The sequence below is a fragment of the Marinobacter sp. bablab_jr003 genome, from assembly GCF_016464245.1.
In the GTDB taxonomy this organism is placed as follows: domain Bacteria; phylum Pseudomonadota; class Gammaproteobacteria; order Pseudomonadales; family Oleiphilaceae; genus Marinobacter; species Marinobacter vinifirmus.
In genome coordinates this window covers 1-12,617 of record NZ_JADARC010000026.1, presented here as the reverse complement: position 1 = coordinate 12,617, position 12,617 = coordinate 1, and the positions used below count along the sequence as shown (strand labels likewise).

Here is a 12,617-nt window from a genome sequence, read left to right as displayed (position 1 = left end):
GCTGCATCAACCCTTTCTTCCGCTGCTGGCTGTTCTCAAGCAGGCGCTCGGTGGCGGTGATGGCCTGATCCCAGGTGGAGAGGATCTGGGCGATCTTTTTTTGTTCGGGGAGGGGGGGGAGAAGAATTGGAACTTTACCGACTACTTTAAAAGAAACCGCTGGCATAGTTGATGAGGTGGAATTTCCAAAGAGGAAATGTTTGACGTTATCTTGCCGAAGGTATATCCAAAGAAAATCTTTTAAAGCTTTTGACTCATCAGGCAAAATACGGAAGAGGTTGTTTGCTATTGCCCCTGAAATACCTCTGACAAGATCGCCAGCTCCGGCACTTCCATATCGAATCATACTCAGATCCGCATTTGAAACCATAAACCTATCGCCAGGGTTTGGTATGTAACGCGGGAGCTCCGAACTACTCACGAAATCACTTATCCGAAGAAACCGAACATACCCCGGTTTTGGGATTGGTGATTGCTCGTCGACGGCTACCTGAATACCTTGAGAGAACTGAGTCACTTCCTCTAAATATTTCCTTTCCCAACCTTCAGGCACCATAACCCAACTCCTTCAGATACCCGTCCATCTGCTCGTTCAGCTTCCTGATCTCAGCCTCGATCTCTTTCCGTTCCGCTTGCACGGCCATTAAGTCGATCTCTTCCTCTTCCTCGAAGGTGTCCACGTAGCGGGGGATGTTGAGGTTGAAGTCGTTCTCCTGGATTTCCTCCAGACTGGCCACGTAGGAATACTTGTCCCGGGTGTCGCGCTGCTTGTAGGTCTCGACGACCTTGGCAATGTTCTCTTCGGACAACTGGTTCTGGTTCTTGCCGGCCTGGAACTCGCGGCTGGCGTCGATGAACAGCACGTTGTTGTCAGTTTTATCTTTGCGGAACACCAGTACCGCCGCCGGGATGCCTGTGCCGTAGAACAGTTTCTCGGGCAGGCCAATGACGGCATCCAGAAGGTTCTCCTCGATCAGCTTCTGACGGATTTTGCCTTCGCTGGAGCCCCGGAACAGGACGCCGTGGGGCACAACCACCGCCATGCGGCCGGTCTTCGGCTTCAGGGTCTCGATCATGTGCAGGATAAAGGCGTAGTCGCCCTTGGACTTGGGCGGTACTCCGCGTCGGAATCGGGCGTAGGGATCGCTGTCTGCGCCCTCGAAGCCCCACTTCTCCAGTGAGAACGGAGGATTGGCTACCACGATGTCGAAGTGCTTCAGGCCGCCGTTCTCATCGAGCAGCTTGGGGTTGCGGATGGTGTCGCCCCATTCCAGCTTGTGGTTGTCGATCCCGTGCAGAAACATGTTCATCTTGGCCAAGGCCCAGGTGCTGCCGATGGCTTCCTGACCAAACAGGGCGAAGTTCTTGGAGCCGTCGTGGCCCTTACGGATCTGGTTGGCGCATTTGAGCAACAGGGACGCGGAACCGCAGGCCGGGTCACAGATCTCATCGCCTTCCTTCGGCTCGACGATCTCGGCCATCAGCTCGGACACTTCCGGCGGGGTATAGAACTCACCGGCTTTCTTGCCGGAGGTGGCCGCAAAGTTCTTGATCAGGTATTCGTAGGCGTTGCCGATGACATCCAGCTTCCCGATCCGACTCGGACGCAGGTTCAGCTCCGGCCGGGCGAAGTCTTCCAGCAGGTGGCGCAGAATGTCGTTCTTCTGCTTCTCATCACCCAGTTTGTTGGAGTTGAAGCTGATGTCCTGGAAAACGTCGGCCAGCTTGACGATGTTGGCTTCTTCGATGGCGTGCAAGGCCTTGTCGATCCGCTCGCCGTTGCCCGGCTCATGGCGCTGGTCATACAGGGCGTAGAAGCCGGAATCCCGAGGCAGCACGAACCGCTCGTTCTTCATCAGCTCTTCGATCAGCTCCGGGGTGTCGCCGTATTCGGTCACGTAGTTGTCGTAGTGATCCTGGTAGACATCGGAGAGGTACTTCACGAACAGCATCGTCAGCACGTAGTCCTTGTAGATGCTGGGGTCCACGGTGCCCCGGAAGGTGTCGCAGGCGTTCCAGACCGCTTTGTTGATCTGATCCTGCTTGATCGAATCGTTGCTCATAGATGTCATTTCCCTGTTGTCGTATCCGGACGAAGTATGTGTCGGGCAACCGCATCGGTCATGCGTTGCCGGTTTTCGATTAACTGCTCCAAGAGGGCTTGTTCCCGCTGCGCGGCCCCGACCAGTTTCATCATCAGCTTTTGCTGTTCGATGGGGGGCACCACAACGGGCAGGTCGCCCAACTGGGTTTTGGTCACACTGGGAGCTGCAGAACCCTGTGAGCACATGGCGAAGTATCGCTGGGCATCCACATGGTTAAGTTGCCAGGCCAGAAACTCGGGCATGAGGTTGAAGGCCTCGGGTTTCAGGCGCAGGTGAAAGAAATTCGGGGTGCAGACGGTGTTATGAGGCAGTGCCTTGATCACCGCGGCGTCATTCCGGGTGCCCCGGGCCATGAACAGGATGTCGCCGGGCCAGAGGTAATCCGGGCGGCGCCGGCCGGGGAGGGTCACACGATCCAGAGTTTTGCCGTCTTTGTCGTCCAGGGACTCTCCCATAGCCAGATGACGAAACTGCACCACGAACGCATTGCCATCTTTGTCCACCGGCAGCTTGCCACGGAAGGGGTAGCCGGGGTGGATGGTGGCCAGGCTGCGCAGTAGCAGCTGGCGTTTAGGCTGTTCACTCATGCAGTATGCTCAATGATGCATTTTATATCGCTTAAAGTAGGCATGAATGCATCATTCTGCAAGATGCAAATCTTAAATTAACGACTACGTGCTCTAATTATTGTTAAAACGAGCGACAAGTTGCGTCGTTGGCAGATGATTAAAAACAGTTTTCGGAGAATGGAAGGACTCAAGATTCGGTTCGTTGACCAAAGAGTGCTAGAGACGCGGTAGCCTTCGCGCATACCAAAGCGCTACTCAGCACCGCCTAGCCTTAGTATCATCCAATAGAAGCGGCTCGCACCTATTTCGTTCCAGGACCATGACCGGATATGGCTGAAAGAATCCGTATAGGATCAACTGAAACTGCGTTCCCTTTCATTCCTTCGGCAGATAAATTTCTGGAATATCTCGGTAAGCCCGGGGGGATGGCAGGGTTAATCAATGCACTAGGAAAGCACTTGAACCATCCTTTACCGGATCCCAAAACCGTACGAAAGGCGGTTAAAGAGGGAGTTTCGCCTAGAAGTGCTGCAAAAATTACCAACATGCTGGAAGCTGTCCCATCGCCTGAACTGCGCGATTACATAAATAGCTCAGAATTAGCGCCCTGGATCGAGACCTCGCTGAATAACAATGGGCTGACCTGGCTTTGCTTAACCAAAGGCGCGAGCTTGCAGATCTTCCCGGCCGATAGCCCCGATACCTTTATCGAACAATTTGTTCGAAGGCGGGCCGAACTGGAGATGGAGTTACTTCGGTCCGGCTTGGAGCTTAGGGAAAGCAATATCTCGTGCTCGGGGTGCGAAGAGAGGTGGCGGGACAGGGTAAAAGGCTTCCTGAAAGCGAATACCCTTGTGGACTTCTGCCATATTGAAAAAGGCCTACAGGCCGCCGGAACCATCAAAGCCAGTGCAGGTGATGCTAGGCGCGAGCAGCTAGGCCTGCTGTTAGGTTTATACACCCGCATTAGAATTGACTTCTATTACCAGCTATTGAGCAATATCTCCCTAGACCTCATACGCTGGTATGCCGAGCAAGGCACTCTCCGGAGCCATGAGAAACAATGGCTGGTCGACAACAGCTTTTTTGGGGAGATGTTGCCAGTGTTCGATGGCGAAAGGCTGACCTTACCCTTCGAGAGACTACTCGATACTTGGCGGAAGGGTGCCGGAGTCAACGGTCAAGATCTATCCTGGGGCCAGATCGCGGAGCACTTACCGGATCCCTACGGCTTAGATGCCACTGAATCCTTGGCTCGAAATCAGACGGTTGAGGAGCGCAGGGAGAGGGTGCGCGAGAACAAAAAATCGAGGCTTTTGGAGTGGCGTAACGGGACTCGACCCAAACCAGAGCAACTAAGCGAATTTGTTCGAAACCTTACCCCAAGAGAAGACGATGTGCCTTTGGCAGAGATGAAATTAGATATCGCGTGTATTTACGGGGCCTTTATATTGGATGAGCTGGGCAATTTTCAGAAATGCGGCCTGATAAATGCGCTGAACGATACCTTGCCAGCTTTTGAAAGCTACCCAACGTACTGGGCAAAATACAGGTCTCAAGCCGCGAAGATTCTCGCGGCTTGAGAAGCATACTACTACTTACCCTTGGGAGGGTTATTCCCGCGACCGCCGCCAGAGGGATTGCCTGTTGTACTGGGTGCGTTTTCTGGTTTAGCCATAATGCTCACCTATATAGATTAGTTTCTGAAGATCGGCTCTGCCTCTGCCTGTTTTTGATGATCAGCGGTGCCGATTTCAGGAGTATCTATGATTCTGACGCTGCTGGTGAGGTGAGTCGTCGCGGGAAATTTTCGGAGGGTAGATGCTTGTGATAGTGCTCAAAACCGGCTGCGCATAATCGGCGTTACGTTAAGGTCGCAAAGCGAACATTGAGATTTGGGGTTGACGCTGAAACACAGTGGGGCCCGACGGATTCTACCCCGTTAATACTGATACATCCTTTTATCGGGGTGCTATGCGATAAGCCGAGGGCGTCTTTCCGGTCCATCGCTTGAAGGCTTTCGTGAAATTGCTCTGGTCGGAAAAACCCAGCAAATAACAGATATCCGTCAGTGACAGTTCTGGGCGGCTCAGCAGTTCCTCAGCCATTTCACGCTTCGATTTTTCCAGAAGCTCGCGGAAACTGTAGCCCTCCTTTTCCAGTGCCCTCTGCAGCCGGCGGGCGCTCATGCCCAGCCGGCGGGCGACTGTGCCCTGATCCACGTTCCCGTCAATCGTGCCTTCAAGGAGCAGCTTCTGAACCTGGCCGGTGATGGAAAGCGAGTCTGTGCGCTCAAGGTACTCCTTCATCCAGCGGTCCATATTCTGAACCAGCTCCGGATTTGACTGGTAGCAAGGCAAGCGCAGCACCTGCTCATCGACGACAAACTTGCAGACCGGTGCATTGAAAAAAACCGGCGCCTCAAAAAAAGCCTCAAATTGCGCCCTGAGCCCAGACTTATCGTGACTGAAATGAACCTCGCGAGGGCGGAATTTGTCGTCGGTAATCTGTTTCAGAATGCGGCTGCCACAGGCCATGAAGGCCTCAAGGGCTTCGCCCGCCACCGGCATCTGCAGGTGGAAAACCACCTCCAGTGAGTTGTTCTTGCGGGGAATGGTTTCTAGATGGGCGGCACTACTGGCAACGCCGCTGTAACGGCACATTCGTTCGATGGCCTCACCCGTCGTATCGCTGAACATCATGGCCAGGCTGAGCCCGCTGAACATATCGGCGCGCGCAAGATCCGCAAGACGGAGAGTAAACAATGGGTCGGCGCTGTCGCGCGCAGCCAGCTCCCACAACTGGGTCATGTGAGCGACCTTGATCCGGCCATTGGGATTTTCAAGATCGCTGCTACGTATACCTGCTTCGCAAAGCAGTTTATCGGTATCAAGCCCTTTCAGCTTAAAACCGGCAAGGATGAAACGTGCCCAACTGGCAATCGTGGAAAAGTCTGCGACGGGTCGAGTTTTTGTCACTGTCGTAATTTCACCAAAGATTGGCGGCGTTCAACCAGCTTTAGCTGGTTGCGCCCTTATATCATTTTCAGTTTGTCATAGAACGATAACACGACCAACGTGACCGGAGCGCATTGAATCATGGAAAAGGTATCGGCTCGAAGCGGATTGTCCGCATTATTTGTCGGTTTATTCGCAGCAACACTTGGAGCCTGCAGTGGTGAGACAGGCAGGGAGCTCAGCGAGCACTCCCAAGGCTTCACTGCGGCCTCCACTTACACAGCCTCGAGCAATCAAAAGGCAATAGAAAGCTTGCCCCAACGCGACACCACCGACCATGAAGCCGCAAATCGTGGCTTCATCGGTACCTTCGAAGGTGAGAAAGCCATCATCAGGAATAAGCAGGGCGACCTAATCTGGGACCTCAACGAGTACACCTTCATTGACGGCGCATCACCGGACAGCACGCACCCTGGTCTCTGGCGCCAAGCCGGCCTGAATAATCTTCACGGTCTTTTTGAGGTTACCGACCGCATTTTCCAGGTCCGCGGGTTCGATCTGGCCAATATGACCATCATCCAGGGCGACACCGGACTGATCATCGTCGACCCTCTGACCTCAGAGGAAACCGCTGAGGCCGCACTCGCGCTGGTTCGGGAACACCTCGGCGATGTACCAGTGGTTGCCGTGATTTTCACTCACAGCCACATCGATCACTTCGCCGGTGCCTGGGGTGTTATCAACCGCGACGATTACGATGCCGGCAAGGTTCGCGTGATTGCCCCGATTGGCTTCATGGACGAGGCAACCAGTGAAAATATCATTGCTGGAACGGCCATGGCGCGGCGAGCTTCGTTTATGTATGGCCGCCGACTGGCGAAGGGTCCCCATGGCCATGTGGGCTCGGGGTTGGGGAAGTCACCTGCTTACGGCACCTTTGGCATTGCCACACCCACCGAAATTATCGACACCACCGGGCAGCGCCTGAACATCGACGGGCTGGATTTTGTTTTCCAGAATGCGCCCGGCTCTGAGGCACCGGCAGAGCTGACCTTCGGAATACCCGAACTGGCCGCATACTGCGGTGCCGAAATCGCAACCCGGACTATGCACAATCTGTACACGCTGCGTGGAACGAAAGTCCGGGATGCGCTCAAGTGGAGTGCCTACATCGACGAGATCATCGATCTTTCCGCCGACAGCGACGTCTACTTTGCCAGTCATCACTGGCCTGTGTGGGGGCGCACCGAAATCGTTGACTACCTGGAGCTGCACCGCGACACCTACAAGTTTATCCATGACCAGACGGTAAGGCTGCTCAATAACGGATTCACCTCCAGGGAGATCGCCGAACGGTTGCAACTGCCGCCAGAACTGGCTCAGACATTCTCCAACCGAGGCTACTACGGTACGCTGAAACACAACAGCAAGGCGGTCTATCAGTATTACATGGGCTGGTACGACGCCAACCCCGCGAACCTGGATCCGCTGCCGCCAGAGAAGGCCGCCAGCCGGTATGTCGCTCTTGCCGGTGGCGCTGATGCCCTGCTGGAAAAAGCGCGTGCCGCGTTTGACGAGGGTAGCTATCGCTGGACCGCAGAAATTCTGAACCATCTGGTCTTCGATGAGCCAGACAACGAATCGGCCAAAACCTTACTCGCCGAAACCTACGATCAGATGGGGTATCAGGCCGAATCGGGACCCTGGCGAGACGTCTATCTCAGCGGTGCCTACGAATTGCGCCATGGCGCACCCGAAGAACCACTGATGGATATGTCCACCCTACTCGGGATTCTTCAGCAAACACCGGTCGAAAAGTTCTTTCAGACTATGTCGGTGCGCCTGAATGCGGAGGATGCCGAAGGCGTGGAGCGACGCATTGCCATTGTGTTTACCGACCTCAATGAATCCTATCTGCTGACGGTTAAGAATTCCGTCCTGCATGTCCACAAAGATGCCAGCCTCGACCACGCCGAATCAACGCTGAGAGTCACTCGGGAGCTGTTCACCCGTCTGCTGATTGGAGAAGTCGGCGTGACCGAAATGCTGACATCCGACGCCCTGGAACTGGAAGGCAGCACGATTCAACTGGTGCGGTTCCTGTCGCTGTTCGAGACACCGAACAGTGAATTCAACATCGTAGTACCCTAAAGCAAAAGGACCATGAAATGACCATGAAAACAATGAAAAACAGGTTTCCCGCCAGGAGTCTGCTTCTGGTTGCGGGTACAGCAGCCCTGATGATGGGTTGCAACGGCTCTAGCAGTTCTGACACGACCATGGTGTCTGATACCACGGCGTTTTCAGCACCGCCCAGTGATTGTCTGTGGGTTGGGCCTTACGTCAAAGAGAACGAGGGTTTCAACTTCGCCTACCCGGATAGCGGCGCCATCTATTGGTCTGCCGCCTATACGCTTCCGGAGGACGGTGCCTACATCACCCTGGAAGCAGATTTCCCTTACTCCCGATACATGTCCTTCAACAGCTACCGGGCCAACACAACACCGGCGCAATCGTTGACAGACAAAAACATCATTGCCGAAGCCGGCTCTATCAATCCTTTTATTGATGGCGCGGTTCGCACCGATCCGTCCCGCCGTTATCTGGTCACGGTCAAACCCGGTGACCCAAACGACCCGGCAAACCCGTCTGAAGACAACACGTTGTATGACGCAACCAGCGCGGCGGGCGAGGAAGCGGTACTGATTTACCGCAACTACGTGCCCAACATCGGTGCCGATTGGACCGGCGATGTGGGGCTGCCAAGAGTGACGCTACACCTGGCCGACGGTAGCACTCTTCAGGGCGAAGAAGCCTGTGCTGCCATGTCTGCCGGCACTGACCCGCTTGGCATTCCATTTGTGCCAGCGGACACTTATGAAACCTTGCGCGCCAATTTCGAGCCGGCCCGTGAAACCCCGGCGTTCAGGGCCAGCTATGGAACGGCGTTTTTGTTTCAATGCGACTTTCAGGGCAACTGTAAAAACAACCCCCCACGGAACACCGCCTTTTACGCCAACGCAGATAACCAGTACCTTTACTCGTTCCTGAACCAAGATTTCGGGGACGTGGTCGTTATCAGGGGGAAAATTCCTGAAATCCCAGAAACGCTGAACGATCAGGAATTTTTCAACGAAAACGACCTGCGCTACTGGTCACTTTGCCAGAACGAATACTACTCCCAGGCGGTGAAAGAATGCCTGTATGACGAGCAAATCTTCATCAACCCTGACGGTTTTTACACCATCGTGACCAGCGAGCCCGAGAATCGCCCCGAAAATGCCGATTCTGACTGCGGGGTTGGCTATCTGCCCTGGCCCAACAAAGGCGACGGTTTCAGCATTGTTGACGGAAAAACCGACGACCCTGATTCCGCGTTTCTGATTGTGCGCAATATGCTGCCAGCTGATGATTTTAACCAGGCAATCCAGAACACTATGACCGCTGGCGATGAAGCGTCAGTATTGGGTGACTTTATGCCAAAAGCGACCTACATGAGCAAGGCTGAGTTTGAAGACTTGGGCTGTGCGCCCTATACGTCATTGGCCTACGACCAACTGTAGACATGAAACCCTGGCCACATCAAAAATGTGGTCAGGGTGGTTTGTAGTGGTCAAGTGTTTTAGGCCACCGTCTTTTGAGTTTTCCAATAGGCCTGTTCTGCCTCATTTGGCGGCAATCCGCCGTTGTATTTATGAGGCCGCAGTGCGCTGCAATAACCGATCATATAGTCCGTGACCGATTGCTTCGCCGTGGCAAAGCATGGACATCCGATTTCCGGCCCCCATTCTGCTTTCAGACTCCAGAAGATTCGGGATATCCAACTGTGGCTGATCCGCCTTCTTGTAAGCGTGCCCTAGCGGCTGCGAGCGCCAGCAGATCCGTTGCTGACAGCATGCGCCTCGACAACCTCGTCCAGCAGCGCTTTCTCAGCCTCGCAAGGCTCTCTGTCTCGGTCACGCCAGGCCCGGTAGCTGCTGCGGTACACCTCAAACACCCGACGCAGGCGCTGCACCGCATAGCTCTCTTCAAGTCGCTCGATTATCGAGAATTGCTCAGGGAGTCCGAGCTTCACCTTTTTGTGGTGCCTTGCCTGATCGCTCGGCTCGAAGCCTGCGCACCCAATACTCCATGATTGATTTACCAACCCCCATGGCATCGCAGGCCGCTTTCATTGTGTAGCCCTGGTCAATCACCAGCTGGGCCGCTTCCAGACGGAATTCCGGACTGAAATTTATTTTCTTTGGCATCCAATCCACCTGACTTGCTCTACGAGTGATCATACACTTAAAATCAGGTGGCCAGATTCACTATGCCACTACTCTTATAGTCAATTCGGTCGTTTCTGAATGTTCGCTTTTGTTTAATGGCGACTCTTTCATACCTCTATAGCCAACTCGTCTACGCTACGCATACTCTGAGGTTGTGGCAAACTTGCGCAGTCAGACGTGTCGTAGCGCCCTGTCGAAAGCCCTCCTCAGTTTTTTTCAAAGCCGGTCTAGCAGCGTCTTTGGGTTGCTCAGAATGGGTGGCAGCCGTTATTCTCCGAAACATTTCGGCGGCCATGGATTGCAAAATCGGCCTAAATTCAGGCATCTGACTGCACGTATCAGTATTCTCTTGCCCCCCCCCCCTTTCGAACCAGACGGATTTATGAAAATCGTTGTAGTATTTTCCTACCTTGCAGTCTTCTCTTTTTTCTCCCTTGCCAGCGACAATGCGACAGCGAGCACCATAAAGCAATCAGCCAGCGACCTGTGCCATCCGCCACAAAGTAACTGGTATGACAAGACTCGGACCTACAAGCCTTTCGAGACAGTTGAAGCGTGCCTAGATGCCGGAGGGCGGTTGCCCAAGGGAATATCGTTAGCGTCCCTGGATCAGGCCAAAAGCTCCGCTAGAGCCTCCTCGGACGCTATGGCGGGGTATCATCGGTCGGCTTTCGGTCATGGATGGGACGACGCGAATGGTGACTGCCAAAATAGTCGAGCAGAGGCTCTGGTCGCCAGTTCTACCACTCAAGTTCGCTTTGCGACAGATAGGGGGTGTCGGGTGGTTGCCGGTCGCTGGGTGAGCGCCTTCACTGGTAACGTTATCCAAAACGCCTCGAATATCGACATTGATCACTTAGTACCGCTGGCCTGGTCGTGGGATCGAGGGGCCAACAAGTGGCCCGACGAGAAGCGGGTACGGTTTGCTAATGACCCTGTGAATTTGCTACCGGTCGAGGCAAGCCTGAATCGCTCCACTATAACAATATAAACTATCCCAAATGATCGTGTGAGTGAGTGAATAAGCGCTTTTAGGTTTAGTAAGCATACCAATCTAAAATCCTAAAAGTTAGCTGAAAGAAACCATGGCGTGACTTCTGTTCATGTAGTAGCACGCAAAAAAATCACCCCACTTTTGCGTCCACTCTGTTTTCAAAGCGGACCTTTCTGGACGTTCAGTTAAGCTCAAGCTCTTAAACAAAAGCGAACATTCGCCGCACTCCCAATTCCAGGCTTTACGCCCCTTAAACGGGTAAGCAACGCCCCATCAAGAACTTGGCAAACGATCAAAAGGGCTGACGGTTCCAGCACGTCGATCGCCAATGACATGCGTGTAGATTTCTGTCGTTCGAATGTCGCTATGCCCAAGAATTTCCTGAACCGTCCTGATATCGCTCCCCGATCTCAATAACTCTGTCGCAAAGGCATGCCGAAAGGTATGAGCCGTCACACGCTTGGTGATTTCCGTGGCCAGAACGGCCTGCCTCAATCGCCGCGAGTACGATGAATGATGAAGATGGTGGCGGCACACATAACCAGCGATGGGATGAACGCATCTTGTTACGGATGGGAACAGGTACTGCCAACCAAAGTCCTTCATGGCCGGTCCATACTTCTTGTGAAGTGAGGCCGGCACTGACGTAAGCCCGAATCCATCGGCCAGATCGGACTCATGTACAGCCCTGACATGGGCGAATTGTCGCTCCATGTTTTCTCTTAGATTGCCTGGAATCAGTGTGTATCGATCTTTTCGTCCCTTACCGTTGAATACGAGCAAACTGCGGCTTTTTAGGTCGATGTCTTTCACGCGAAGCGAAAGAGCTTCGTTGATTCTCAAACCGCATCCATAAAGAAGCGCAGTGATGAGCCAATACTCTGCATCCATGTTTTGAAGAATAGAAGCAACTTCATCGGGACTCAGAACGGTTGGCATGCGTCGAGGCGTTTTCGTCATCTTGTACTGTAGGTTTTCAATCTCCCGCTTCAGCACATGCTTGTAGACAAAAATAATCGCGCATAGCGCCTGATTTTGAGTGCCCGGACTGACTCCCCGATTGACGGCGAGGTGATTCAGGAAACGCTCAATTTCGTGATTACCCATGACTTTTGGGTGCTTCTTGTCATTGAAAATGATGAACTGACGAACCCAGTAAAGATAGGACTTCTCGGTTCGGTAGCTGTACTGCTTTGTCCTAATTTCTGTGCGGACCGATTGTAGAAACGGTGATTTCGACACGCTCGCCCTCCGTGGCTGAATGCTGTATGTACGTACAGTTATAATAAAAAACACCCAAAAACGCCAAAATTCTTGCGGCTTAATTTGCACGGCCCTGCTCGCTTTTCACAATGCATCTCTGTAGGTATCTGTTTCAGCATGGGAAAAATTCGACCCACTGGATTTAACGTGCAAAAACGTGCATAAATATCCCGCGTGCACACTTTTCACAGAACCAAAAGCTCAAAAGCCCCCTGAGATGGAGGGGTAATGATCTGAAAAATCGAGGTTATTCAGGTTGTGAAGCAGTATTGGACTGGGTGATGGTGTTGCGGTTTAATAAGAAAGCAAACTAATAAGAGTTATGGTGATTTCTGGTGTATGGAAGCAGGCTGAAAGGATGGCGTATCCTGTTGGTTGATCACCGCCAAGATCACAACCAACAGAGGATGGATACGCCATGTCCAAGTCTAACCTGCATGCTCTTTCACAACCAGAGG

General features: G+C 53.3%; 9 protein-coding genes and 1 pseudogene. 4 read left to right on the top strand and 6 right to left on the bottom strand.

The genetic code is table 11. The features are described from left to right. The 3 genes from H3Z84_RS01685 to H3Z84_RS01675 all read right to left on the bottom strand — a co-directional run. The coding region (locus H3Z84_RS01685) for a restriction endonuclease subunit S (RefSeq protein WP_199456026.1) at nucleotides 1-556 on the bottom strand (556 nt) is incomplete at its 3' end. Continuing rightward, entirely contained in the window at nucleotides 546-2,063 is a 1,518-nt protein-coding gene (locus tag H3Z84_RS01680; RefSeq protein ID WP_199456025.1) for a type I restriction-modification system subunit M, read from the bottom strand. The genes H3Z84_RS01685 and H3Z84_RS01680, both read right to left, overlap by 11 nt. A gap of 5 nt (nucleotides 2,064-2,068) precedes the next feature. Then, on the bottom strand, nucleotides 2,069-2,692 hold the full coding sequence (locus H3Z84_RS01675) for a restriction endonuclease subunit S (protein WP_199456024.1): 624 nt from the start codon (nucleotides 2,690-2,692) through the stop codon (nucleotides 2,069-2,071). A gap of 311 nt (nucleotides 2,693-3,003) precedes the next feature. Between H3Z84_RS01675 and H3Z84_RS01670 the strand changes: the two genes are divergently transcribed. After that, nucleotides 3,004-4,257 carry a hypothetical protein gene (locus tag H3Z84_RS01670; RefSeq protein ID WP_199456023.1) on the top strand — a complete coding sequence of 418 codons (1,254 nt, stop codon included), beginning with the start codon at nucleotides 3,004-3,006 and terminating at the stop codon, nucleotides 4,255-4,257. Nucleotides 4,258-4,635: 378 nt separating this feature from the next. Here the strand turns inward: H3Z84_RS01670 and H3Z84_RS01665 are convergent, their stop codons facing one another. After that, the gene (locus H3Z84_RS01665; RefSeq protein WP_072678514.1) at nucleotides 4,636-5,652 is read right to left on the bottom strand and encodes an AraC family transcriptional regulator; all 1,017 of its coding nucleotides are present in this window, start codon (nucleotides 5,650-5,652) and stop codon (nucleotides 4,636-4,638) included. A 120-nt stretch (nucleotides 5,653-5,772) separates the two neighbouring features. Between H3Z84_RS01665 and H3Z84_RS01660 the strand changes: the two genes are divergently transcribed. Then, nucleotides 5,773-7,782: an alkyl/aryl-sulfatase gene (locus H3Z84_RS01660; protein ID WP_072678513.1), complete on the top strand. Its 2,010-nt coding sequence runs from the start codon at nucleotides 5,773-5,775 to the stop codon at nucleotides 7,780-7,782. A gap of 17 nt (nucleotides 7,783-7,799) precedes the next feature. Beyond that, nucleotides 7,800-9,194 (top strand): hypothetical protein, encoded by a 1,395-nt coding sequence (locus H3Z84_RS01655; RefSeq protein ID WP_072678512.1) that lies wholly within the window; start codon nucleotides 7,800-7,802, stop codon nucleotides 9,192-9,194. A 59-nt stretch (nucleotides 9,195-9,253) separates the two neighbouring features. Here the strand turns inward: H3Z84_RS01655 and H3Z84_RS01650 are convergent. Beyond that, a pseudogene (locus H3Z84_RS01650) lies at nucleotides 9,254-9,881 on the bottom strand (transposase). Between the two features lie 274 nt (nucleotides 9,882-10,155). Between H3Z84_RS01650 and H3Z84_RS17240 the strand changes: the two are divergent. Then, nucleotides 10,156-10,893 carry an HNH endonuclease family protein gene (locus H3Z84_RS17240; protein WP_323127117.1) on the top strand — a complete coding sequence of 246 codons (738 nt, stop codon included), beginning with the start codon at nucleotides 10,156-10,158 and terminating at the stop codon, nucleotides 10,891-10,893. 276 nt (nucleotides 10,894-11,169) lie between these two features. Here H3Z84_RS17240 and H3Z84_RS01640 read toward each other — a convergent pair whose 3' ends face one another. Continuing rightward, nucleotides 11,170-12,138, bottom strand: a complete 969-nt coding sequence (locus tag H3Z84_RS01640) for an integron integrase (RefSeq protein WP_199453024.1) — start codon at nucleotides 12,136-12,138, stop codon at nucleotides 11,170-11,172. Between the last annotated feature and the right edge of the window lie 479 nt (nucleotides 12,139-12,617).